At 50.0% G+C, this 25,565-nt stretch carries 23 protein-coding genes; 8 read left to right on the top strand and 15 right to left on the bottom strand.

Annotated features, from left to right (window positions below; translation table 11 throughout):
- Positions 1-315 precede the first annotated feature (315 nt).
- Positions 316-1,035, top strand: coding sequence for a transcriptional repressor LexA (lexA, locus tag P6574_RS08310; RefSeq protein ID WP_310619881.1), 720 nt, complete (start codon positions 316-318; stop codon positions 1,033-1,035).
- Positions 1,036-1,098: 63 nt separating this feature from the next.
- A complete protein-coding gene (locus P6574_RS08305; RefSeq protein WP_310619880.1) occupies positions 1,099-2,088 on the top strand; it encodes an IS481 family transposase in 990 nt (329 codons plus the stop codon).
- A 9-nt stretch (positions 2,089-2,097) separates the two neighbouring features.
- Here P6574_RS08305 and P6574_RS08300 read toward each other — a convergent pair whose 3' ends face one another.
- Positions 2,098-4,251 (bottom strand): ComEC/Rec2 family competence protein, encoded by a 2,154-nt coding sequence (locus P6574_RS08300; RefSeq protein WP_310619879.1) that lies wholly within the window; start codon positions 4,249-4,251, stop codon positions 2,098-2,100.
- A 264-nt stretch (positions 4,252-4,515) separates the two neighbouring features.
- Here P6574_RS08300 and gltX point away from each other — a divergent pair, with 264 nt between their 5' ends.
- From gltX to P6574_RS08270, 6 genes are all read left to right on the top strand, one after another.
- Positions 4,516-5,940: a glutamate--tRNA ligase gene (gltX, locus tag P6574_RS08295; RefSeq protein WP_310619878.1), complete on the top strand. Its 1,425-nt coding sequence runs from the start codon at positions 4,516-4,518 to the stop codon at positions 5,938-5,940.
- 231 nt (positions 5,941-6,171) lie between these two features.
- Entirely contained in the window at positions 6,172-7,464 is a 1,293-nt protein-coding gene (gene gltA, locus P6574_RS08290; RefSeq protein ID WP_310619877.1) for a citrate synthase, read from the top strand.
- A 186-nt stretch (positions 7,465-7,650) separates the two neighbouring features.
- A protein-coding gene (locus tag P6574_RS08285) for an IS630 family transposase (RefSeq protein WP_310619876.1) occupies positions 7,651-8,714 on the top strand; the annotation gives its coding sequence in 2 pieces (ribosomal slippage) (positions 7,651-8,134 and positions 8,134-8,714; 1,065 coding nt in all).
- A gap of 311 nt (positions 8,715-9,025) precedes the next feature.
- On the top strand, positions 9,026-9,472 hold the full coding sequence (locus tag P6574_RS08280; RefSeq protein WP_310619875.1) for a hypothetical protein: 447 nt from the start codon (positions 9,026-9,028) through the stop codon (positions 9,470-9,472).
- Positions 9,473-9,646: 174 nt separating this feature from the next.
- Entirely contained in the window at positions 9,647-9,988 is a 342-nt protein-coding gene (locus P6574_RS08275) for a glycine-rich domain-containing protein (RefSeq protein WP_310619874.1), read from the top strand.
- Between the two features lie 14 nt (positions 9,989-10,002).
- The gene (locus P6574_RS08270) at positions 10,003-11,034 is read left to right on the top strand and encodes an aminotransferase class I/II-fold pyridoxal phosphate-dependent enzyme (protein WP_310619873.1); all 1,032 of its coding nucleotides are present in this window, start codon (positions 10,003-10,005) and stop codon (positions 11,032-11,034) included.
- Here P6574_RS08270 and lpxB read toward each other — a convergent pair.
- From lpxB to rpsB, 14 genes are all read right to left on the bottom strand, one after another.
- Positions 11,021-12,202: a lipid-A-disaccharide synthase gene (gene lpxB / locus P6574_RS08265; RefSeq protein WP_310619872.1), complete on the bottom strand. Its 1,182-nt coding sequence runs from the start codon at positions 12,200-12,202 to the stop codon at positions 11,021-11,023. The genes P6574_RS08270 and lpxB overlap by 14 nt on opposite strands.
- Positions 12,203-12,206: 4 nt before the next feature.
- Positions 12,207-13,061, bottom strand: coding sequence for an LpxI family protein (locus P6574_RS08260; protein WP_310619871.1), 855 nt, complete (start codon positions 13,059-13,061; stop codon positions 12,207-12,209).
- A 14-nt stretch (positions 13,062-13,075) separates the two neighbouring features.
- Positions 13,076-13,876, bottom strand: a complete 801-nt coding sequence (gene lpxA / locus P6574_RS08255) for an acyl-ACP--UDP-N-acetylglucosamine O-acyltransferase (RefSeq protein WP_310619870.1) — start codon at positions 13,874-13,876, stop codon at positions 13,076-13,078.
- 9 nt (positions 13,877-13,885) lie between these two features.
- Positions 13,886-14,350 (bottom strand): 3-hydroxyacyl-ACP dehydratase FabZ, encoded by a 465-nt coding sequence (fabZ, locus tag P6574_RS08250; RefSeq protein WP_310619869.1) that lies wholly within the window; start codon positions 14,348-14,350, stop codon positions 13,886-13,888.
- Between the two features lie 126 nt (positions 14,351-14,476).
- The gene (gene lpxD / locus P6574_RS08245) at positions 14,477-15,523 is read right to left on the bottom strand and encodes a UDP-3-O-(3-hydroxymyristoyl)glucosamine N-acyltransferase (protein ID WP_310619868.1); all 1,047 of its coding nucleotides are present in this window, start codon (positions 15,521-15,523) and stop codon (positions 14,477-14,479) included.
- A gap of 66 nt (positions 15,524-15,589) precedes the next feature.
- Complete coding sequence (bamA, locus tag P6574_RS08240) at positions 15,590-17,953, bottom strand: outer membrane protein assembly factor BamA (RefSeq protein WP_310619867.1); 2,364 nt, start codon at positions 17,951-17,953, stop codon at positions 15,590-15,592.
- Positions 17,954-18,122: 169 nt separating this feature from the next.
- Positions 18,123-19,259, bottom strand: coding sequence for an RIP metalloprotease RseP (rseP, locus tag P6574_RS08235; RefSeq protein WP_310619866.1), 1,137 nt, complete (start codon positions 19,257-19,259; stop codon positions 18,123-18,125).
- 36 nt (positions 19,260-19,295) lie between these two features.
- Positions 19,296-20,471: a 1-deoxy-D-xylulose-5-phosphate reductoisomerase gene (locus P6574_RS08230; protein WP_310619865.1), complete on the bottom strand. Its 1,176-nt coding sequence runs from the start codon at positions 20,469-20,471 to the stop codon at positions 19,296-19,298.
- Between the two features lie 12 nt (positions 20,472-20,483).
- Entirely contained in the window at positions 20,484-21,374 is an 891-nt protein-coding gene (locus P6574_RS08225) for a phosphatidate cytidylyltransferase (RefSeq protein ID WP_310619864.1), read from the bottom strand.
- Entirely contained in the window at positions 21,371-22,132 is a 762-nt protein-coding gene (locus P6574_RS08220) for an isoprenyl transferase (RefSeq protein WP_310619863.1), read from the bottom strand. The genes P6574_RS08225 and P6574_RS08220 overlap by 4 nt, the downstream gene beginning before the upstream one ends.
- 38 nt (positions 22,133-22,170) lie before the next feature.
- Complete coding sequence (frr, locus tag P6574_RS08215) at positions 22,171-22,728, bottom strand: ribosome recycling factor (RefSeq protein ID WP_310619862.1); 558 nt, start codon at positions 22,726-22,728, stop codon at positions 22,171-22,173.
- Between the two features lie 96 nt (positions 22,729-22,824).
- Positions 22,825-23,544 carry a UMP kinase gene (pyrH, locus tag P6574_RS08210; RefSeq protein WP_310619861.1) on the bottom strand — a complete coding sequence of 240 codons (720 nt, stop codon included), beginning with the start codon at positions 23,542-23,544 and terminating at the stop codon, positions 22,825-22,827.
- Positions 23,545-23,612: 68 nt separating this feature from the next.
- Positions 23,613-24,536 (bottom strand): translation elongation factor Ts, encoded by a 924-nt coding sequence (gene tsf, locus P6574_RS08205; RefSeq protein WP_310619860.1) that lies wholly within the window; start codon positions 24,534-24,536, stop codon positions 23,613-23,615.
- 166 nt (positions 24,537-24,702) lie between these two features.
- Positions 24,703-25,497, bottom strand: coding sequence for a 30S ribosomal protein S2 (gene rpsB / locus P6574_RS08200; protein WP_310619859.1), 795 nt, complete (start codon positions 25,495-25,497; stop codon positions 24,703-24,705).
- Positions 25,498-25,565: the final 68 nt, after the last annotated feature.

The raw sequence follows: 25,565 nt of genomic DNA, 5'->3' as shown, positions 1-25,565 counted from the left end.
ATTGGGTTCAGTCAAACGACAAGAATTCAATCAAAATAAATAAGTTAGAGTGCACAGCGTGAATGCGAATGAACACGATGTACTCTAATCATCAACCGGATTTAATAATTCCACTGAGAGGCGCAAGGGGCGCTTCCTAACAGGAACCCCGCACAATTCACAAAATTTCATAGCTACCACTCTTGTAGCCTCGTGTTTGCGTAGTTTTAGGTTGCAGAACACAATAGGAACAGGTAATCTATGTTCGCCTTTTGTACTTTCCCCAATTGGGGAAACAAACATGAACATAACCTAAGTGAGTGGGGAGCTCCTGATATGCTAACGCAAAAACAACGTGAGCTGTTGTTATTTATCAACGAGCGCCTTACCAGCACCGGAATTCCTCCTTCCTTTGATGAAATGAAGGTTGCTTTAAACCTGCGCAGTAAGTCGGGCATTCATCGACTTATAACAGCACTGGAGGAGAGAGGCTTCATACGACGTCTCCCAAACAGGGCCCGTGCATTGGAGGTCTTAAAGCTACCTGACAATGCAGAGGCACCCCGAAACACGAAAGCAAATCACAGCGGCTTTTCTCCGGACGTTATCGAAGGGACCCGCACCAAGCCAAATCCTCACACCTCAAGTTACAATGTAAGTGAGGATAGGGTTCCGACCATAGAAGTTCCGGTCATGGGCCGCATTGCTGCGGGCGTCCCCATTGAGGCTATTCAACACCAAAGCCACGCTATCGCGATGCCTGCGGACATGCTTGGCCTCGGAGAGCACTATGCTTTGGAAGTGCGTGGTGATTCCATGATCGATGCTGGAATTTTGGATGGCGATACAGTTTTAATACAGCAGGGCGATAGTGCCGATACTGGCGATATTATTGTTGCACTGGTCGACAATGAAGAGGCTACTCTTAAAAAACTTCGAAAAAAAGGGGCTTCCATTGCCCTTGAAGCTGCCAACCCTGCTTATGAGACCCGTATTTTTGGACCTGACCGGGTTCATATCCAAGGAAAGCTGGTGGCCTTATTTCGACGTTATTAGATGTTTAGTCCCGCGAGCAGATGGAATCGGTTTAACATTGACTTCATCATTTCGGGAGGACTTATGGGACAGGTATTACACGGCAGCGCCACGACTACTCACGCGGTTCGATCAGCCATACAAAAATCGGATGCAACCATCAAAGAGTTGAGCCGGCGTTATAACATCAATCCCAAAACGGTGATGAAGTGGAAACATCGCAATAGCGTGGAAGATCAACCTATGGGGCGGAAGAATCCCCGCTCCACAGTCCTGAGCGTGGCGGAAGAAGCGGCGTGTGTCGCTTTTCGCAAGCACTCTTTATTGCCACTCGATGACTGCCTTTACGCCCTGCAGGAAACGATCCCGCGTCTGACCCGCTCGTCCCTGCATCGCTTATTCCAGCGCCATGGGATTTCGCGCCTGCCACCACCGGATATGAAAGCGAACAAGAAACGCTTCAAAGCCTATCCAATTGGTTACTTTCATCTTGATATTGCTGAGGTTCGTACGCAAGAAGGCAAGCTCTATTTGTTCGTTGCCATTGACCGAACCTCAAAGTTCGCCTTTGTCAAACTCTTTGAAAAAGCCACCAGAAGGATTGCCAGTACCTTTCTGCGGGCCCTTATTGAAGCGGTTCCCTACAAGATCCATACCGTGCTGACCGATAACGGCACCCAGTTCACTGACCCCAAAGGGTACAGCTGGAACGCCAGTGAGGTTCAACATTTGCTCACAACAGGCCAGTTGTTTCGTGCTCATGCATTTGTTCTGGCTTGTGCCCAAAATGACATTGACCACCGGCTTACCAAACCAGCCCATCCGTGGACAAATGGCCAGGTCGAGCGCATGAACAGAACCCTTAAAGAAGCAACCGTTCGGCGCTACTATTACCGCACACACAACGAACTAAGAGCCCATCTGGACACATTTATTCAGGCCTATAACTTCGCCAAGCGCCTCAAGGCTCTTCGGGGCCTAACACCCTTCGACTATATTACCAGACAATGGACACAAGAGCCGGACAGATTTATAAAACAACCACACCATCTCCTCCCGGGACTTAACATCTAAGTCAAAGACTTATTCGGAAACAACCGGATACCAAGGCCTGCGAGTTTCTCCGTAGGCCTTTTTTATTTTTGCTATATTTACCTGCCCTTCCTCATTTGTAAGCCACAACGCAACAGCCCCACTTCTTTTTAAGGCTGGGGCGTCTGCAACGTACAAAGCCCCGCAGTTTTTGGGAGCCTGAAACGTGGTCACTAAAATATGGGCCAGACGACAATCCTGCTCTAACGCACTTGCCGCTTTAGAGTGGGCCAATATCATTTTTCGAGAGTCTGTCACCTCCCATGACCTCTCAGCTTTTTCCCCCTCAAGACTCTTTAGATAATAAAGACAGCCCTGCTCATCACAGTTTACGTCTTTGGCATCAAGTTTATGATGAGGAAACTCCTCCTGCGAAATACCATAGAACCTCAACAAAGTCTGAGAGGTAAAACTCTTACGCTTGGAGGAGATTTTCAACCCTCCACCATCCCCAAAAAAGGCGAAGTCCTTGCCATTACCGGCAATAATGAGTGAGGGCGGTGTAAATTGAAGTTGAGCATAAAGCGCGAGACAGGCCGGAATAACGCACACCAGTTTGAACTTGCCCGGCACGCAGCAGACCAGAACAATTCCCAGTAATATCAACAGCAGCGCAGTTTGGCTTTGATGCCCCAGTAAACCACTGGCACCGGAAATTGAGGAAACCCAATAGGCAAAAAAAAGGATAAGCTCCAGCCCTTTCCCCATCACATAGAGGGCAAACGGGTCCAGCCCTACTGTGCTGAATAAAAAAACGGCGACACCGGCAGGCATAACAACCAGTGTAAAGACAGGCATGGCCAGCAGGTTTCCCAAAAGTCCAAGGGGGGACATTTCACCAAAGTACATAAGGGATACCGGCGCGGTGGCGATACCAGCAATAACTGATGTTGCCGCGATTCCTGAAAGCCAGAATAACGGTACCAACAACAATCCACGTGCTGGCGTCCGGCTACCAGCAGGCAATCCCCCCCCTTTTCTTCTTAGTTTCATTTGATAGGCAGAAAGCAAAGCCAAAACTGCAATGTATGACATTTGAAACCCTGGGGAGAGCACGGATTCGGGTTCCAGCAAGAGCACGATAAAACCTGATAGGGCAAGAGAACGTAGTGTCAGGCCTTTTCTCCCAACTATTTGGGCAATAAGGACAACCAGAACCATGATGAACGCCCGCTGCGTTGCGATGGCCCCTCCGGAAATTGCCAGATAAAAACATGCGGCCATAAGGGCAAAAGCTGATGCAATAGCGGAGACATGACCACTTAGGGCCAGCGCCCTATTTACCGAAAGGAGTATGCGCACAACCAAAAACGCCACGCCAGAAAATAGCGTCAGATGCAACCCGGAGATCGCAAGAATATGCGCAAGGCCCGCGCGGCGCAGAGCTTCTTTATCCGCCTCTTTTAAGTAAGTTCTGTCTCCAATCAGTAAAGCGACAGCCAAACCGCCTCCAGATGAGGCTGGAAGACTGCTCAGAAAACGGTCTTTGAGCGCGCTTCGCGTGCGTTCCAAACTAAGAAAAAAGTGCCAACCGTTAGTGGGCTGCAAGACCTCCGGCTTGCCAAGTGTATAGCCAATACCCCCGATTTGTTGGAAGTATGCAGTCCGCGCAAAATCATAACCGCCCGGCACAATAGCCCCTTGTGGCGCCATCAAACGGGCCCGCACGCGAATTTTGTCGCCCAAGCGTATCTGGGAGAGATCAGAGTTTGAAGACAATCGCACCCTTTTTGGCAGGACCTCCTGTTTCCAACCAGAAATATGGGATGGCTGAATAAGCAAGCGCGTGCGCCCTTTTATGGATACGGAAATAGATTGTATCACACCTTCCACGACCCTAGTAACTGGCCTACTTACAACCGGCGCTTTGACTAAAAAGACCCTCACCTGCCCCGCTGCAAACCCAAAGCTGACAAAAAGAAAAACAAACAGGACCCAACGCCGTGTCCGCTGACGAGCCAGACAGTACGAAATCAGCCCCCCAAGAAAAAGGCATGGTCCAATGATTAGATATGGCTCGGCGGGCAAAGCAAAATAGCAAATTAGCCCGCTTAGGAAGAAAAGAAACGCCCATAATGGCTTTTTGCCAAGATCCGCTTCCTGCTCTATTGCCCTAGAAAGCGCAGCTGAAAATTTTGAGAACAAGGAGCTTTGAGAGCTAAAGTCCTCTCTCACAACACTGTGCGGAGCCTCCCTCTCCCTCTTATCCCGAAAAAACGACAGGGGCCACCTACGCGAAGATTTGGCTACTCCCTCAAGTTTTTCCGTGTTGTTTGAGGATGATATAACTGTCAACGCACTTACCTTGTTTTCTCCCCCTTGGGTGGTGGGAAACACTATGGTACACAGCGCACAAGACTTCGGCGACCGCCGTAAATGATGGACTAACCTAAGAGATTTAAGAGCACCATGACTGAGAGTGTTGTTACGCGCTTTGCCCCCTCACCCACTGGCTACCTGCACATTGGCGGGGCTCGCACAGCTCTGTTCAACTGGCTATATGCCAAAGGACGGGGCGGTAAAATGCTTCTTCGTATTGAGGACACTGATCGCGCCCGTTCAACAGATGACGCTGTTCTTGCCCTGAAAGACGGTCTTTCATGGCTTGGCATTCAATGGGATGGAGAGCCTGTTTCCCAATACGGCAATGCCGAGCGTCACAGAGCTGTGGCAGAACAGATGGTGAAAGACGGCACGGCCTACTATTGCTATTGCACGCCGGAAGAAGTGAACGCCATGCGCGAGAAAGCGCGTGCTGAAAACCGCCCACCGCGCTACGACGGCACATGGCGTGACCGGGCCCCCTCTGAAGCCCCCGAAGGTATTTCTCCCGCTATTCGCCTGAAGGCGCCCCTTGAAGGCGATACCATTATTGAAGACAAAGTTCAGGGCACTGTAAAGTTCCCGAACAAAGATCTGGACGATCTGGTTCTGGTCCGCTCAGACGGCAACCCAACCTATATGCTTGCTGTAGTTGTTGATGATCATGACATGGGTGTAACCCACATTGTGCGCGGTGATGACCACCTGACAAACGCCGCTCGTCAAGCCCTCATCTACAAAGCCCTTGGCTGGGATCTTCCGGTTGTCTCCCATATTCCTTTGATTTATGGACCAGATGGCGCAAAGCTCTCCAAACGTCACGGGGCCATTGGCGCAGAAGCTTACCGGGCAATGGGCTACTTGCCAGCAGCCATGCGCAACTACCTTGCACGCTTGGGATGGTCCCACGGAGATGATGAAATTTTCTCCACTGACCAGATGATCGAGTGGTTCGATTTTGACGCAATTGGCAAATCACCTTCTCGTTTTGATTTCAAGAAACTGGAAAACCTGAACGCCCATTACATGCGCTCCACCCCAGATTCTGAGCTGCTTGAAGCCTTCAAGGTTTACCTGCCAGATGTTGAGGGCGGTGTTCAGGTACTGGAATGGCTCTCAAATGCACAAAACGAAGCAAAATTCCTTGCAGCCCTTCCCGGTCTCAAAGAACGTGCAAAGACACTCGTAGAGCTGCAAGAATCTGCAAGGTATCTGTGGGTAGAGCGTCCTTTGGACTTTGACGAAAAGGCCGAGAAGCTTCTGTCAGAAGATGCCCGCGCTGTTCTGGCACGTCTTCTTCCCCATTTTGAAGCGGTAACCGACTGGAGCGGGGAAAACACCGAAGCCGCCGTACGCGCGTTTGCCGAGCAAGAAGAACTAAAGCTTGGAAAAGTTGCCCAACCTTTGCGTGCTGCTCTCACAGGGCGCGGCACATCCCCGGGTATCTTTGATGTTCTGGAAGTTCTTGGTAAGCAAGAATCTCTCGCCCGCATTGGCGATTGCGCAAAATAAACACAAAAAGTTAACCAAATACCGCGGTTGAGGTCTTCCCGACGCTGCGGTATTCTCCCAATAGCCAAAATTGATAGGTTCCTTACGCTTGCGGTACTGCGACAAATAAGGTACGCACTCTCACGACACCACTCCCCACATAGGGTGGCCTATCAACTTTCTGTGTATCCACTGGTATACGATTTAGTTCTTTCACCTGGTCTGGGGACCTACAACTAGGGGGTTGCCTTTATGAGCGAAAAAAAATCAAAACTGACGATTGGAAGTGATACAATCGACCTGAACGTCCGCTCAGGATCCGTCGGTCCAGACGTTATTGACATTGCCGCGCTTTACAAGGAAACGGGTTGCTTTACTTATGACCCGGGTTTCACATCCACCGCATCCTGTGAATCTAAAATTACTTATATTGACGGGGACCAAGGTACGCTTTTGTATCGCGGGTACCCAATTGAACAGCTTGCTGAACAGGGTGATTTCCTTGAAAGCTGCTACCTGCTTCTTTATGGAGAGCTTCCAACACGTGCCCAAAAGGACGATTTTGTCCATCGTGTGACATACCACACTATGATCCACGAACAGATGGCCAGCTTCTTCAAAGGCTTCCGTCGTGACGCCCACCCAATGGCGGTTATGACTGGAACAGTAGGTGCTCTTTCTGCATTCTATCACGATTCCACGGATATTTCCGATCCACACCAGCGTATGGTTGCATCCTTGCGCATGATCGCAAAAATGCCGACAATCGCTGCGATGGCCTACAAGTACCACGTTGGTCAGCCATTCGTTTACCCGCGCAACGACTTGGATTACGCTTCCAACTTCCTGCACATGTGTTTTGCAGTGCCTTGTGAAGAGTACAAAGTGAATCCGGTTCTGGCCCGCGCAATGGATCGTATTTTCATTCTGCATGCCGACCACGAGCAGAATGCATCTACATCCACAGTGCGTTTGGCTGGTTCTTCAGGTGCAAATCCATTTGCATGTATTGCTGCTGGTATTGCATGTCTTTGGGGCCCTGCCCACGGCGGTGCCAATGAAGCTGCACTGAACATGCTGGCAGAGATCGGCACTGTTGATCGCATTCCAGAGTTCATTGCCCGCGCAAAAGACAAGAACGACCCTTTCCGCCTCATGGGCTTTGGTCACCGCGTCTACAAGAACTACGATCCACGCGCTCGTATCATGCAAAAAACAACGCATGAAGTTCTTGCAGAACTTGGTCATCCAGATGATCCACTTCTTCACGTTGCAATGGAGCTGGAGCGCATCGCTCTTTCCGATCCATATTTCGTGGAGAAAAAGCTCTATCCAAACATTGACTTCTATTCCGGTATCACACTGCGTGCGCTCGGCTTCCCGACGACAATGTTTACCGTTCTGTTCGCTCTGGCACGTACTGTCGGCTGGATTGCACAGTGGAAAGAAATGGTTGAGGATCCATCCCAGCGCATCGGTCGCCCACGTCAGCTCTATACTGGCGCTCCTTCCCGCGACTATATGCCAATCGACCAGCGCCGCTAATTTAAGCGTTGCACCCAAATATGGAAAAGGGGAGCCTCGGCTCCCTTTTTTACTTTCTCGCATCATTAAAGCGCGTTCCGTTTGATCGGCTACAGCTACTAATACCAACGGCACCTGTTTTTGACTCGGGATGAGGATTCCCAAATCACTTGAATTGTGATTCAACATTGGGAAAGGAGATTCCCAATGTCAGCGATCCCATTGCGCCGAGACTATGATGCTTCTTCGTTACGAACTCTTGCTTGTCAAAGTAAGGATGTCAGGCAGAGCCGCCGCCTTCTTGCTCTTGCTGCTGTTTATGATGGGTTGTCGCGCTTGGAGGCGGCACGCATGGGCGGCATGGACCGCCAAACACTGCGAGACTGGGTGCATCGGTTTAACGCAGAAGGGCCGCACGGCCTGTACAATCGTAAGAGCCCGGGCCGTGTCCGGTGGTTAAATAAAGAGCAAATGGCTGAATTTGCAGATCTGGTTGAGGCTGGGCCTGATTTACAACAACACGGCGTAATTCGCTGGCGTCGGCGGGATCTGCAAGGTGTGATCGAGCAGAAGTTTGGGGTCAGCTATAGCGAAAGGGCTATTTCAAGCCTCCTCAGAGTTCTGGGATTTTCTCGGGTCAGCGTTCGGCCACAGCACCCGGCACAGGACGAGCAAGTTATGGAGACATATAAAAAAACTTCCATGCCCGGCTTAAAGAAATAAAAGTGCACTTGCCCTCACAAACATCCATGGAAATCTGGTGGCAGGACGAAGCCCGCATTGGTCAAAAAAATGGGCTCACCAGAAGGTGGGCAAAAAAAGGAACGAGACCACGGGCTCCCAGCGACGGGCGCTATCAATCAACTTATGTATTCGGGGCCATCTGCCCCGCCCTCGGCAAAGGGGCAGCACTTGTTTTGCCCAAAGCCAATACCAATTCCATGCAGCTTCACCTTAAAGAAATCAGCCGAACCGTCGCCAAAGGGGCGCACGCAGTGGTCCTGATGGATCAAGCGGGTTGGCATACAACAGCAAAACTGAAGTTGCCTGATAATATAACCATCTTGCTGCTCCCACCCCGTTCTCCGGAGTTCAACCCGGTTGAAAATGTTTGGCAGTACTTACGGCAAAACTGGCTCTCTAACCGAACCTTTCAAGACTACCAGGAAATTGTCGATGCCGCCTGTTCCGCTTGGAATAAGCTTATTCAACAACCCCACACAATCACATCAATCGGTAGACGAAATTGGGCGCATACAGGTCAATTATAAGTGCCGTTGGTATAACACCTCACTGTCCAAATTATTGGGTATTTAACTGACAATTAAACACTCCCAAACCACGATTAAATAAATTATACTTCACTTGAAGTAATTATTTAATACTACTCAGTTTATGACTACTAACAACACCAAAATAAACTAGTTACAATAACTAGAATACTTTAGAAACTATCGAATATAACCAGCAATCATACTCTTTAATCCATGAAAAATAGGGGGAGATGTGTCCTATCAGGAGAGTTAGTAGTTCCATAGTCGCTCATTCTCTTCGTTTCACTGTATCAACAGGCTGGTATAATATGATTGGCAAGATCTTCACCACAATTGCACTTTCCTCTGCCCTAATCGTGCCAAGCGGGCTCGTTGCGTTTGCGGACACCGCAACTGACGCGGCTTCCAAAGAACGCACGTTCTCCTTCTCAGACCTGACAACTGTGAAACCAGGGGGAGATGCAAGCATTTGCCAAAAAAGGTATGGAGGGGGCTACACAACAACGCCGCACCCCAACAATAAGCCCAATCACAGGACAACTGACAAGGGCCATAACTTTGTAATAGCCGAATCCGAAACAGAAGAAGACGGTGGGGTCTTCGCAGTTCACAATACCTATGAAATCGTCTTTGCAAATGAGGGCGAAGCACAAGTTGTCGCACAGATGTGGGCAATTGGGCTAACCGGCATGGACGATAGTGTTGGTGTGTTTTCTGATGGAACGTGCCGCGGCAAAGTGAACTTCAAAAACTAAACAAAAAGGAAACAAAAGGATGTCCAATCTTCTCCAAAAGCATCTGAAGAGTCACAGCCTGAAAGCTTGTAAGAGTGCTTCAACCAAGAAGTTTTGTCTGATAGGACCTGCCCCCCGTCTTCCAAAAGGCTCATAGAAAACGCTAAAGGTCATAAAAGCGGATCAGGCGAGTTAATGTTTGAAAATCAAAGTAATGGTGAGAGTTGCGATGACCCAATTGCAACTCTGGACTTAAGTCCCATTCTTAAAAAGGTCACCGCTTCCTTCGAAGATGGCGGCTATGATTGGCCGGTTGATGAAACTCAAGAGTTGATCGAAGTCTATCGATCGTACCTCTTTGACGCCCGCGCATACCTAAGGAAGTGCGGATCACAGGATCGCCCCTCTCTCGCCCCTCCTTCAAGAGAGGTAGATATCCTCTGGCATACCCATATTCTCTTCACCCGAAAATACATGGGGGATTGTGATCGCATTTTCGGTCATTATTTGCACCACGAGCCTATTTCCCCTGAATAAGGGTATCCGTTTATATGATTTCAGCTTCCAAGTCGCCTTTCAGAGTAGATGCTTTCCTACGCGATTCTCAGCACTTGTTTGCTTGGCCAGCCTCCCTGCAACAGAATCTGCAAAGCCTGCAAACAACCATTCTTAACAATATGCTGACCTGTGATCTGAGGCTGCACGCCTGTGAGGCGAAGGAACAGGCCAGAGAAGCGGCAAGAACCGTCCACGGCTTACCGCCCCATTGCGATTTAGTCTTTGGACACAGTGTTACACAACTGGCCGAACAGTTCTTTTTATCATTCGGCTCCAATCTGTCCATCCACACATTGCACAACGAGTTCTTTCTCTATGGACTTATTTCCCAAAAGCTAGATGCCAACTTCCAGCAGTATACGGCGCTGACAGGCATGAGTACGGCCCTGCGAAAACCTAAGAAAGCCTGTACCTGTGCTATATTAAGTGCGCCGAACAACCCCACTTCAAAAGATCTTGAAGACGCCGAGCTCACAGAACTTCTTGAGGCAAGTGATACTCCGGTAATAATGGACGAATCCTATGCGCTCTTCGCTAAAAACCCTGATAAGCGCATTGAACTAATCAGTAGGTATCCCAACCTAATCTTATTACGCGGCACATCCAAGCAGGGGTTGCCGGGTCTGGGTTTTGCCTACGCAATCTTGCATAAAGACCAAAAGGAGGATTATCTGGATAGTCGCATTTCGGAATCCATAAGTACGCTGCAAGCATGCGCTGCCCTATCACTTTTTGAAAACTATGCGAAACTGGAGAAACTAACAAAAACCCTTACTGCAATGAGGGAGGCGACAGCTCAGATGATAGGTACCCAGTCCCCTCTCCTGCCACACCCCAGCTCCTGCGATTTTCTGGTTGTTGAAACAGCGAAAATGGAACCGGACCCAATTGTGAACCGCCTCACAAGCTTTTCCATTCCCGCACTAAGCTACGGAAAGCTCGCTGGATATACCAACTGCTTCAAACTATTTCCAGCCGCCTATGACCAGCCTGAAACCCTTATAGAGGTCATCAACTTTCAATAAGTCCCATCACAACTTCAGCGGCTTTACCCGCCTGACTCTGACCATCAGCAAGTCGCATGGCCTCATCAAGCTTCGAAAAGCCCTGAAGCTGATCTTGCCGGGAACCGCTATCTGCCAAAAGCTCGACAACCAAAGGCGCTAGGGTGTTGGCGTTCACATCATCATCCAAAAACTCCGGCATGACCTTGCTCGCCAGAATAATGTTTGGCAGCACCATGGAATCTATTGAGGCAATCGGAATAAAGCGGTGAATGTCTTTCAGCCTTCTAAAGAACCAGTCCAGTTTATAGGCAACAATTGTCGGTACTCCTGCGATAGCCAGCTCCAGCGTCACCGTTCCACTTGCGGCCAATGCTGCATGGGCCTCTCGAAAAGCCTTAAACTTGGCCTGTTCGCCTTCAACAATAACCGGCTTGATTTTCCATTTGCTGACCCCTTCCAAAATTCGTTCCCGTTGATGGGGAACAGCCGGTATAATAAGCTCAACATCCGGATATGCCCTTACAACATTTGCGGCGATTTCACCAAACGGCTGCAATAGGCGCGAGACTTCACTCCCCCGGCTTCCAGGCAATATCAGGAGTTTACGTGCCCCCTCTTCTAAAGGTGCCCTTTCCCCTTCCTTCGGACGCAAATTGTGCAATCGTTCTATAAGCGGGTGCCCAACATAAGTGGTTGCCGGTCCGCCAAGCTTCCTGTGAACATTCGGCTCAAAGGGCAATAAGGCTAGCAATTGATCCACATAGGCTGCCATTTTCTTAGCCCGCCCCGGTCTCCATGCCCACACACTGGGGGAGACATAATCGACAACCTTAATATGGGGAGCTTTTTTTCTAACACGCTTGGCCACGCTATGCGTGAAATCGGGGCTATCAATAATCACCAGAAGATCAGGATCCTTGGCAATCACGTCATCAACGCACTGATAGACCCGCCGCACAATTTTGGGTAAACGCGCCAGCACAGCAGAAATTCCCATTACAGAAATGTCTTCAAGAGGAAACAGGCTGGAAACACCTTGGGCCGCCATCCGCTCCCCGCCAACTCCATATACCGTGAGAGAGGCACCGAGTTGCTCTTTCAAAGCCTTTATTAGCTCGGCACCTAGCTGGTCACCAGACTCCTCACCAACGACAAAGTAGATTGAAGGCGACTTTTTGCGTGTCAAACGACTAACTCCCGCTACCCTTGGGTAATCCGTAGAAGAAAATTCCATGCTCAATGCACAAAGCTTCAGTGAGCCCACGCTCCGCGATAAGCACGTTCCCCTCCTCCACAGCAATTCCATTTAGCCTTGCACTGACCGCATTGCGAATAGTCTGCGGCCCCACAGTTGGCAGGTCCACCCTTAAATCCTGTCCGGGCTTGGCACACTTCACCAGAACACCAGCATTCCCTTTGGTCCGCACGCGCCCGTTCTGGCGAAGTTCCACGCAGCGAAGCAGCATGGCATCCGTACCTTCCGCCCCCTCAACTGCAATAATACGGCCATTCACCGCAACACAGCCCTGCCCAATATCCAAAGCGCCCAGCTTTTCAATAGCTTCCGCGCATTGCCTGATATCGGCCAGATCTTGTTCTTTTAGTTTTGGGCCGGCCATAAGACCCGGCTTTGCCAGTAAAGCTGGAGCAACTTCATGAGCTCCTACGATCTTCAAGCCCTCCTGCTCGAAAATACCCATCACCTTCACCAAAAGGCTGTCATCCCCGCCAACCAGTGCCGCAAGAATGCGAGGTAAGCGGCGCATGGTTCCCCAGTCACCTAAAACGGATGTAAAGTCAGGACGCCGCTGAACCGAGCCGATTAAAACAATCTCCTGCGCTCCGGCTTTGTGAACCGTATCAAAGAGCTTGCCAATTTGACCCCATCCCAACTCTACGGGATCATAAGAGGAAAGGGAGGCATCCGCCTCCCCTTTGATTGCAATTGTGATAACATGCCGACCAGTATTCAAGATGGCTTCAATCACTTGCGCCGGAAGCGATCCGCCACCAGCAATCACCGCAATTGGTCTATCCTTATGCATGGGAGAGTCCCTGATTATCCCGCTTTCTTGCGAGGTGTACAGAACCGCCGGTCCTCAGACACCAAGAGAAACTCTGTCATAGTCTGCACACTGGCAAACTCGCTGTATTTTTGCTTTGCAGCTTCCGCGCGCTCTCTCAAGGTTCCCTCTTCAGAACTGAAGATCTCCTTATAGGCACCACGCAGTGCATGTATTTCGTCGCGAGAGAAATTTCGCCGCCTCAATCCAACCAGATTGAGACCATGTAAGCGGGCCCTGTCTCCAAGAACAGAACCAAAGGGAATCACATCAAACTCCACACCGGTCATACCGCCAACAATGGAATGCGCACCCACGCGGGCCCACTGCCGAACAGCCGAAAGGCCACCGAAAATTACATAGTCCTGTACTTCCACATGCCCCGCAAGGGTCGCATTATTGGCAAGGATTACGTGGCTACCCACGGTACAGTCATGCCCAACGTGAGAACTTGCCATGAACAGACAGTTATTCCCGATACGAGTCACACCACCGCCCCCGACGGTGCCCGGGCTCATAGTCACATGTTCACGGATGGTATTGTCAGATCCAATTTCCAGAAGCGTATCTTCACCAGCATATTTTAGATCCTGCGGCTGATGCCCAATACTTGCAAAGGGGAAAACCTGGGTACGATCGCCAATTATCGTCCGCCCTGCAACAGAAACATGGGAAATTAGCTCCACATCGTCACCAAGAGTTACTTTTGCGCCGACTACACAATATGGGCCAACCTTAACATTGTTACCAAGGGTTGCCCCACCCTCGATGATGGCAGTGGGATGAACTTGATGCATCTATAAACCTCAGGAATCTACGAGCATTGCGCTGATTTCAGCTTCTGCAACTTTATTTCCGTCAACCATTGCAACGCCCTCAAACTTCCAGATGGTCGCGCGGTTCTTAACTTTTTTAAGGTGGAAGTGAACCTGATCACCTGGAACAACTGGTTTGCGGAACTTACACTTGTCAATTGTCATAAAATAGACGAGTGATGGATTTTTATCGCTATCTCGTGCGTGCACGCACAGCGCCCCTGCAGTCTGGGCCATTGCCTCAATCAGCAACACACCTGGCATAACCGGCTGCTGGGGGAAGTGACCTTGAAAGTGGGGTTCGTTTATCGTCACATTTTTAATACCAATACCGGAGTTATCTCCATCCATGTCGATAATCCGGTCGATCATCAAGAAAGGATAGCGATGGGGCAGCAGCTCCATAACCTTCATGATATCGGCTGCATCTAGTGTCGTCTTTTCAGCGGTACTCATATCAAATGCCTCAAAGTTCTGTCCTACAAAGATTGAATTGGGCTAGCACTACCAGCAGAACCCGTAGAACGATCCATTATTTCTATTGGAATGCTCAATACTTCAAAAGATCACCTAGGTGACCCCCTAGGATTTTTTATCCTCGTTCTTTTCTACCAAACGCTTAATGGCAGCAAGCTCTCTAAACCACTGTCGCACTGGCTTGGCAGGTGTCCCACCATAGCGCCCACCGGCTGGCAAATCATCATTAACGGAACTGACAGCCGCAACCTGTGCTCCCATACCAATGGTTACATGGCCGCCAACACCAGTCTGTCCGCCAATGGCAACATAATCTTGAAGAGTCGTGCTGCCTGAAATACCGACCTGCGAAACAATAATGCAATGTTTGCCGATATTTACGTTGTGGCCTATTTGAACCTGATTATCAATCTTCGTTCCCTGGCCAATGATGGTATCTCGGTTGGCACCCCGGTCAATCGTGGTACCCGCACCAATCTCCACATCATCACTGATAACAACACTGCCAATCTGGGGTACCTTCAAATGGCCTCCGGCTCCCATGGCAAAGCCAAAGCCGTCCTGACCAATGGAGGCGTTAGGGTGAATAATGACCCGCTCCCCAATAATCGAGTGCTGAATAACCGAATTGGCTCCAATTCGGCTACCTTCACCTATCATAGAGTTGGCCCCAATCACCGCATTGGCTGCAATGTGACATCCAGAAGCAATCACAGCGCCGTCTCCGATGACAGCTCCCGCTTCCACTAGAACATCGCCTGCGATCTTGGCAGTGCTGGCAACTGTTGCTTTCGGGTGAATTCCCTCACCAGCCACACTCACCATTGGCTGCATAGCCTGCGGGTATAAATGGGCCATCACTTTTGCTAGGGCACGGTAAGGTTCCTTGGACAGTAACGGAATAACATTATCAGGAACCTTGTCCAGATATTTCTGGGCGACAAGGCAGGCTGTTGCCTCAACACTTTTCAGCTGAGGCAGGTACTTGGGGTTATCAATAAAAACAAGTTTCCCCTCACCGCCCTCATCGAGTGGAGCCACTCCAGAAATACACAGTTCGCTATCACCACGAATGACCTGCGCATCAGCCCACTGTGCGATCTGGGAAATCGTCACCGATTGCACATCATCGTAAAAATTATGTTCGCTCATAGGTCCCTACATAAAAAAAGGTCGCCGAGGTAATCGGCGACCTATTATAACCGTATTTCTTCAAGATCAGAAGTTCGTACCGCCACTCAGCTTAAACACTTGGGTACGATCTGCGTCGTCTTTTAACAGTGGCCACGCAAAGTCGGCACGTAGTGGACCAAATGGCGACTGCCACAGGACACCCACACCTACAGAAGCACGTAGTTCGAAGTCTTCCGACTCGATGATACCACCGTTATTTTCAATTACATCGCGAAGTTCACTATCAAGACCCCAGAGGGAGCCTACATCAGCAAAAGCAGCCGCAGTCAAACCCAGTTCCTGTGGAACCAGCGGGAATGGAGCCTGCAATTCAGCAGTCGCCGCAACGAAGGAAGTACCACCCAGAGCGTCCCCATCTGCATCACGTGGACCGTAACCATTGGTCTCAAAGCCGCGAATCAGGCTTTGGCTACCTTGGAACTGGTCAGAAACACGCAGGCGGTTACCAATGGAGGTGATGTTACCACCTTTAATCTTCGCCAGACCCAGCAAGCCGATTGATGGTACCAGTTCTTTAAAGGCACGCCCTTCGGCAACGGTCTTAATGTACTGAGAATCACCTGCAATACCGGCAATCTGCTGATCCCACTTGGCATAGAAACCGTCACGCGGGTTAAGCGTATTGTCCAGCTGATTGTAAACCAACGAGTAACCAGCAAGCGATGTCAAATAGTTACCAAGCGAGTCACACACAGCGAAGGACACATCTGGATCACAATCATTCACGCTAGAGCTATCTTCGCGTGTCAGATCCGTATCGTAGATCTTGTAGAAGAGGTTTAGGGTCAGCTCGTCCTCGCGCAGAGGAAGACCAAAGTTAACACCACCACCCGTTGTCACTTCTTCATAGGCCCGTGTATCATTCTCATCATACACTTTGCGGTAGGCATCCACACCTGCGGAGATACGGCGTCCCATAAAGAACGGCTCAACAAACTTGAACTCGTAACTCTGGGTGCTGCTACCGCCGCCGATGGCTGCTCTCACAAACTGGCCACGACCGAGGAAGTTCTTCTCGGTAATAGACAAATCACCTATCACACCGTCGGATGTGGAATAACCCAGACCAAAGCCGATCTCACCTGTGGACTGTTCAACCACATCCACGTTGATGATCACTTTATCAGGCGCACTGCCCTGCTGACGGGAGATGCGAACGGATTCAAAATAACGTGTATTTTTGAGACGGCGCTCAGCCTTATCCAGAAGGACGCGGTTATATGCATCGCCTTCCGCAATATCAAACTCACGGCGAATAACAAAACCACGGGTCCGGTCGTTACCGCGAACATTGATCCGCTCCACGTAAACACGTGGGCCTTCTTCAATGAAGTAGGTCAGCGAAATGGTTTTGTTTTCGTAATCACGTTCACCGCGTGGACGAATCTGCGCGAACGCATATCCGGCTTTGGAGACCTCAATCGTCAGGTCTTCAAGAGTCTTCTCGACTTCCAGAGAGTTGTAGGTATCTCCAGAATCGGTGCGTACAAACTTGCGCATCGCCTCTGGGTCAACAGCAGACAACGACGTGTCGACATTGATATCGCCGTAAGTGTACTTCTCACCTTCATCAACCGTAATGGTTACGTAGAAAATGTTCTGCTCACGATCCAGGTCAGCGACAGCGGAAACAATGCGGAAATCCGCATAGCCATGCTGGTAGTAATACTGGCGAAGCAGCTCCTGATCTACATCAAGACGATCCGGATCGTAAACATCCGTCGAACGCAGCCAGCTCAGCAATCCGCTTTCACGGGTTTTAATCTGGTCACGCAAACGCCCGTCACTAAAGGCCTTGTTACCAATGAAGCTGATACGGGCAACGCCGGTTTTCTCGTCTTCATCGATCTCAAACACCAGATCGACGCGATTATTAGAACGTTCGATAATTTTCGGCTCCACAGACGCGCGATAGCGGCCGGAGCGACGGTAGGCTTCAAGCAGGTTCTGAACATCGCTTTGAACACGTGCTCTGGTCAGCATGGAACGTTCTGTGGAACGAACAACGCTTTTCAAAGCTTCATCATTCAGCTTTTTGTTACCCTCAAAAGAAACCTGCCCAATTACCGGATTTTCGACCACATCCACAATCAGCGTGCTTCCACGCTGGTCGATGGTTACATCGGCAAAAAGACCTGTCGCATAGAGCGTCGTTAGACTTTCATCGATATCAACGGCAGAAAAAGAACGCCCCGGACGAATCGTAAGGTAGCTCCGTACGGTCTCTTCCTCGATGCGGGTTGTACCTCTGACTTCAATGCGGCTCACCACCGCTGCTTGAGCGGAAGAGGCACCCAGACCGGGTGTACCAGTGGGAACAACAGCGCCAGCCCCCGAAATAGCAAGCGCCATAAGTGATACACGTGACAAGCTTTTAATACGTTGCATAGATATGCTATGCCTTTATTTCTAGCCCCGATGGTAGCAGCGCAACCATAAAGGGTTATGGATAGAATCTGAAATACCTTGAAACTTTTTACAAGATTCTCACTTCAAAGCAACCGCTTGGCATGAGATTCCCATGCAAATTTATTCATTTAGATTACAATTATACACGTTATGAGTTGAATAAGTGTCGCAGATCATTCCATGTGGCAAACACCATAAGCAGTAAAACAAGTGTCACACCAACCCTAAATCCATACTCCTGTATCCGCTCGCTCAATGGCTTTCCTCGCACCATCTCTGCGAAGTAATAAAGTAAGTGTCCACCATCCAGCATAGGGATTGGAAGTAGGTTGAGCAACCCGATACTAACGGAAAGCACAGCTGCCAGATTAAGGAGTGGAACAATACCATATTCAGCCACTTGCCCCGAAATCTGCGCGACCCGAATGGGTCCGCCCAGCTGGTCTACATCCTCTCGGCCCATAAACAAATCACCAATATAACTACCAGTGCGCGATACGACGAACCATGTCTCCTGCACACCAGCTTGCAAAGCCTCAACCGGCCCATAAGTTTTGATGATGCGTTCATCTGCATTCATGTTTCTGGAAATACCCAGCAGTCCGATTTTCTGCTTATTGCCAAACCGGTCTTCCACTTCTTTTTTCTGGGGAGTAACGACAATATCAACAGTTTGCGCGCCCCGTTCCAGCTCAAGATTGAGTGAAATATCGGCACTGGCAGACACAATACGCTGCAAATCAGAGAAGCTATCGATCTGTTTACCGTCAATGGAAAGCACGATATCACCGGGCTGAATACCCGCAACCTGCGCCGGACTATCGGGCGCGACAGCGTCCACCTGTGGTAAGGTTTCAACCTTGCCAAAAATACCCAGAAGCATTGCAAAAATAGCAATAGCGAGGATGAAATTGGCAAAGGGGCCTGCTGCAACAACCGCTGCGCGCTGCCAAACATTCTTAAGGTGAAAAGCACCAGATGTTTCTTCTGGAGAAAGGTTCTGGAGGGCGTTTCTGTCAGGAAGGCTTGCCGCATTTTCATCACCGGAGAACTTCACATAGCCCCCCAATGGAATTGCGCAGAGCTTCCACCGTGTACCTTTCTTGTCATTTCGACCTAAAAGTTCCGGTCCAAATCCAACTGAAAAGGCCAGTACCTTGACGCCGCACCACCTTGCAACCAGAAAATGTCCCATTTCATGCACAAAGACAACCAAGGTCAGTACGAAAAGAAAAGGCAATAAATACCCTAATGAACCTCCTAGAAACGAACTCAAAAAGTCCATTGAATATACCTTTCTACTTCAAATTTTGGTATTCTATTAAGCCGCTTTGGTCATAACCTGTTCATGCGCGAGACGTCTTGCAAGACTGTCAATTTCAAGCACCTCTTCAACTGAAGAAGGTTGTTTGAGCCCATGACGTTGCAGCATTGTATTTAAAACATTGTCTACAATAACGGCCATATCCAAAAAGCCAATTGTTTTATCCAAAAACGCGCCGACAGCAATCTCGTCCGCCGCATTCACAGCCGCCCCTGCCCCGTCCCCGTGCTTCATGGCTTCAAAAGCAAGACCCAGCATGGGAAAGCGCTTCACATCCGGTTTCTCAAAACTCAAGGCGCCGATAGACCCAAGGTCCAGCCTCTCCAGCTCAACTTTCCTGCGCTTTGGGTAGCCAAGGCAATGGGCAATGGGCGTGCGCATGTCCGGAGTTGATAAGTGCGCCAGCAGCGAGCCATCATCGTATTGCACCAACCCATGCACAAGCGACTGGGGGTGAACCAGAACATCCAGCTGGTGGGGTTCAATGGGAAACAGATGAAACGCTTCGATAACTTCAAAGCCCTTATTCATCAAGGTGGCGCTGTTAATTGTGATACGCCTCCCCATGGACCAGTTGGGATGCTTGAGTGCCATTTCAGGTGTCACATCCCGCATCTGTTCATAGGTCCATGTTCTAAACGGACCACCGGAGGCAGTAATAATTACCTTCTCAACATTGCGGCTGTTTTCTTTTTCAAAAACTTGAAAAACCGCATTATGCTCAGAATCGACAGAAAGAAGCTCGGTACCGTTGCGCTTTACAGCTGCATTCACCAAGCGACCGGCGCATACAAGAGATTCCTTGTTCGCTAAAGCAACTTTAGTTCCAGCCTCAATTGCAGCCAAGGTCGGCTCCAGTCCAGCCGCCCCCACAACAGCCGAAAGAACCACATCCACGGGAATAGCCGCACTTTCAATGACCGCACGCCGACCCGCAGCAACTTCGATATTCGAACCGGACAGGGCCTGCTTCAGCGCATCAAACAGACGCTCGTCCCCAATAACCGCACGCCTCGCATTCACCTCAATTGCCGCCTGAGCAAGTTTCTCTACATTGGAATGCGCGGCAAGTGTATAAACCTCAAAGTCTTCAGGTGCATCGCGAACGATATTCAAGGCACTCGTTCCAACGGACCCGGTGGCGCCTAAAATAGAAAGGCTTGTTTTTTTCATTAGTGAACGGCCTTAAAAACCAATTACTTTATCATAAACCAAGCCCAGTCCGGGGTCGGATATACTGCCACCGACGACAGCCCCCATAATCATGGCCAGCACTGCTGCGAAAACAAGTCCATCAACTCTGTCAAGCAGGCCACCGTGCCCGGGTATAAGACCACTAGAGTCCTTCACCTTAAAACGTCGTTTCAAAGCAGATTCATAAAGGTCACCCAACTGCGAAGCCGCAGCAAGGATTGCCGCCATTAATACGGGAAAAATAAGCGTTTGTACATTGAAGGCCCAGGCAATACCACCACCAGCGATTGACGCGAACACAACACCGCCAATGGAACCGCTCCATGTCTTGTTCGGCGATACTGCCGGCCACAGCTTGGGCCCGCCAAAAGATCTACCACAAAAATAAGCCGCAATATCTGAACCCCAGACAACGAAGTAAAGATAAATCAGGATATAAAGTCCCTCGGTCCCCTGACGAAGGGTAATCAGGGCAATCCCTGCCAGCGAAATATAGATAAACCCTTCGGCCATCCAACGGGCACGCTGGCCAAGCCCACAAACTAGATACAGCAGTAAAGCTCCGGCAAAGGCACCCGCCAGCGCCAACGTTGTATCAGTATGATACAAGAGCACTCCGACGGTCGCCAGCGCCACAAATGCAACGCTCATACTACGCTTGCGCTTATCCATGCTGATTATGTTGACCCATTCCCGGATCAAGAGAACCATACCAATTGCAACCAAAACGGCAAAATAAAGACCGCCAGCCCATGTCAAAGCAAGCGTTGCCGGACCCAATATAACGGCAGATCCAAAGCGCATCAAAAGATCTGGATTTGCATGCAACAAGCGCGCCAAAGGTGAAGTCTTTTTATTCATATGTGTTGGTTCAGAACTCATTGTGCAGCCTTTGCAGAGAGTCCGCCATAACGCCTGTCACGGTTTTGAAAGGCATAAATGGCTTGTTCAAATGCCTTATCATCAAAATCAGGCCAGTGCACGGGTGAAAAGAAAAACTCGGAATAGGCTGCTTGCCACAAGAGAAAATTTGAAAGCCGCTGCTCGCCGCTGGTGCGAATTATCAAATCCGGGTCAGGAACCGTACTTGTATCCAAATACCCTTCGATGCGATCGGAGGTGATATCTTTGGGCAGCAAGTCTCCGGCCGCAACATCGTGCGCCAACTTGGTCACCGCGCGGGCCAATTCATCCCGGGCGCCATAGTTGAACGCGATCACAAGGGTCAGCCCCGAACAGTTTTGAGTACGGGTCTCTGCTTTGGTCAGCAGCTTACGAAGTCCGCTGGCAAGGTCAGAGCGCGATCCGATTACCTGAATGCGCACATTCTGGCGATAAAGGTCTTCAAGATCGGTTTCGATATATCGCTTTAACAGCCCAAGAATAAACTCGACTTCTGAAGCCGGACGATTCCAGTTTTCAGAGGAAAAACTGAAAAGGGTCAGATATTCTATGCCAAGGCCATGAGCTAAACGAACAGTATTGCGAACGGTCTTTACGCCCTGCCGGTGGCCTTCGGTTCTTGGCAGACCCCGTGATTTGGCCCAACGACCGTTCCCGTCCATAATAATGGCAACATGTCGAGGCATCTCTGCTGAAAGGTTCTTGGTATCAGCTTTAAAGTCGACGTTAATCGCCATCATTTCCCCCACAACCAATATAGTAGCCCAAAGCTAAATCAGACCTGCTTGATTTCTTCTTCTTTTTTCGCAAGTACTGTTTCAACTTCACTGATGATCTCATCGGTCATTTTCTGAACCTTGTCCTGAGCGACGTGACTTTCGTCCTCGCTCATATCACCAGCTTTTTCCAGCTTCTTAGCCAGATCCATTCCATCACGGCGCACGTGACGAATAGCAATACGAGCGCTTTCCGCGTGCTTGTGAGCCACTTTTGCCAGCTCCAGGCGGCGCTCTTCATTCAGCTCAGGAATTGGCAGACGCAGGGTCGTCCCGTCAACAACAGGGTTCAGACCAAGACTGGATTCGCGAATCGCTTTTTCAGTTGCGGCTACCATTGAACGGTCCCAAACCTGAACTGAGAGCATACGAGGCTCAGGCACACTCACAGTTGCCACCTGGTTAATCGGCATCGGTGAGCCGTAGGCATCCACGGTAATCGTATCAAGCATGGAAGCAGAGGCGCGTCCGGTCCGCAATCCAGAAAACTCTTGCTTAAGCGCAGTAATTGCACCGTTCATGCGCCGACGTAGATCGTTATAGTCCAGCTCCGACATCCTATCCTCACTTATATTTAATCTGCCACCTTGAGAGATTTTCCAATTATCCAAGACGGCATTTAATTAATATTGAATTCCGTATTCGGGGCAAAGTCAGTCTGACACAACCGTATACAGCCCATTTCCACGCAACACATTCACCAAAGCGCCTGAAGTATGGATGGAAAAGACAACTACAGGAATTTGGTTATCACGAGCAAGTGCAATTGCCGTTGCATCCATGACTTTCAGCCCTTTTTCAAGAACTTCACCCGGCGTCAGCGTTTCAAACCGCTTCGCATCAGGCACCAGCTTGGGGTCGGCATCATAAACACCATCAACCTGTGTTCCCTTCAAGAACGCATCACAACGCATCTCAGCGGCGCGCAGTGCGGCTCCCGAATCCGTTGTAAAGAACGGGTTGCCCGTGCCACCAGCAAACAGCAGAACATCACCGTCTTCCATGTAACGGTCCGCCCCACGCTGGGTAAAGGATTCGCAAATTGAAGGTACAGGAACAGCGGAAAGAACACGAGCTTGAATCCCCAGCCCGCGCAGAGCATCGGCCAATGTCAAACTATTCATAATAGTTGCCAGCATACCCATATGGTCGCCGGTTACACGGTTTCCGCCCTTTGCCGCCAGCGCGACGCCGCGGAAAATGTTACCACCGCCAACAACAATACCAAATTGTGCACCAAGGCGAACAGCCTCTGCAATTTCGCTTGCGACCCGCTCCACCACTTTGGGGTCAATACCGAAACTCTGGTCACCCATCAAAGCTTCACCGGAAAGCTTCAGAAGGACGCGCTTCCAACGCAGATCTTCAACCATTTTCGACCTCTTTCGTTCGTTTAGATGCACTAAGGGCGCTGACTATAAATAATCAGCGCCCAAAAAACTTAGTTACCGGCAGCAGCAGCTACTTCAGCAGCAAAGTCTGTTTCTTCTTTTTCAATGCCTTCACCAAGTGCAAAGCGCACGAAGCCAACCAGCTTAACTGGAGAGCCCAGTTCTTTAGCAGCTTCTTCAACAGCGCCTTCAACAGTCAGGTCAGGATTGATAACAAAAGACTGTTTTACGAGAGTCACTTCCTCGTAGAACTTGCGCAGGCGGCCTTCAACCATCTTTTCGATGATGCTTTCTGGCTTGCCAGATTCGCGGGCCTGTTCCATGTAAACTGTGCGCTCACGCTCAACAGCAGCAGGGTCCAGTTCGTCTGTGCTCAATGCCATTGGGTTTGTTGCTGCAACGTGCATTGCAATCTGACGGCCAAGAGCTGCCAGTTTGTCTTTGTCACCCGCAGACTCAAGCGCAACAAGAACACCGATTTTGCCGAGGCCATCAGCGATGGAGTTGTGCATGTAAGTTGCAACAACACCGTCGGAAACGGAAAGACCAGCAGAACGACGCAGTGTCATGTTCTCGCCGATTGTGCCAACAGCTTCCTTGATTTCTTCCTCAACTGTACGACCAGTTCCCGGGTAAGCGGCAGAAGAAAGCTTCTCGAACTCACCGTCAACAGAAAGTGCTGTTGTCGCAACTTCGGAAACAAGCTTCTGGAAGCCCTCATTACGGGCAACAAAGTCAGTTTCGGAGTTAACTTCAACAACAACAGCCTGCTTGTCGCCAGCAGAAACAGCAACAAGGCCATCAGCGGCAACACGGCCAGCTTTTTTAGCAGCCTTTGCAAGACCTTTGGTGCGCAGCCAGTCGATAGCCGCTTCCATGTCTCCAGCTGTTTCTTTCAGGGCAGCTTTACAGTCCATCATGCCAGCGCCGCTGGTTTCACGGAGCTCTTTCACCATAGCAGCAGTAATGCTCATCGAATGCCTCATGAATGGGAATTTGAATATCTAAAGCCGGATCTCTGACTTCCCTATGCAGAGCAAACGGCCTGTCACATAAAGTTGTGACGACCATGCAAAAAGCACAGGCCGCCACCTCAATTTACTTGGGAGCAGCACGCTGCCCCTTCTGCATCACCAAGCCTTAGGCCTGAGCGGCTTCACCGCCTTCTTCAGCAGCAGCTTCTTGTGCAAGTGCTGGTTCTTCCATAACAACCTCGGCTTCACCAAGATCGATACCCATGGAACCTTGAGCACGTGCAATACCATCAATGGCAGCGCGGGCAATCAGGTCACAGTAAAGTGTGATTGCGCGGCCTGCATCATCGTTACCTGGCACAGGGAAAGTAATACCCTTCGGATCACAATTGGAGTCCAGAATTGCAGCAACTGGAATACCCAGACGACGTGCTTCCTGAATAGCAATCGCTTCACGGTTTGTATCGATAACGAAGATAAGGTCAGGAATACCGCCCATATCTTTGATACCACCGAGGTTACGCTCAAGCTTTTCACGCTCACGGCTCAAGAACAGACGCTCTTTTTTAGTCATGCGGTTTGCATCACCAGAAAGAAGTTCGTCAACCTTGCGCAAACGCTGGATGGACTGGGAAATAGTTTTCCAGTTTGTCAGCATACCGCCGAGCCAGCGTGCATTCACGTAGTACTGCGCACTGCGACGTGCCGCATCAGCAACAGCTTCCTGTGCCTGACGCTTTGTACCAACGAGAAGAACACGACCACCAGCTGCTACTGTATCAGAAACAGTTTTCAGCGCCTGGTGCAGCAACGGAACAGTCTGACCAAGGTCAAGAATGTGAACGTTATTGCGAACACCAAAGATGTAGTTGCTCATCTTCGGGTTCCAGCGGTGCTTCTGGTGACCAAAATGCACACCAGCTTCTAACAGCTGACGCATTGTAAAATCAGGCAATGCCATGCCTTAAACTCCTATAGTTTTCCGGTTCATTCCTCCGCAGGGCGACAGCAGATGCTGCGGTTTCACCG

The organism is Pseudovibrio sp. M1P-2-3 (assembly GCF_031501865.1).
Taxonomy (GTDB): Bacteria; Pseudomonadota; Alphaproteobacteria; order Rhizobiales; family Stappiaceae; genus Pseudovibrio; species Pseudovibrio corallicola.
The sequence above is the reverse complement of the archived record's forward strand: the minus strand, read 5'-3'. Positions and strand labels throughout refer to the sequence as shown.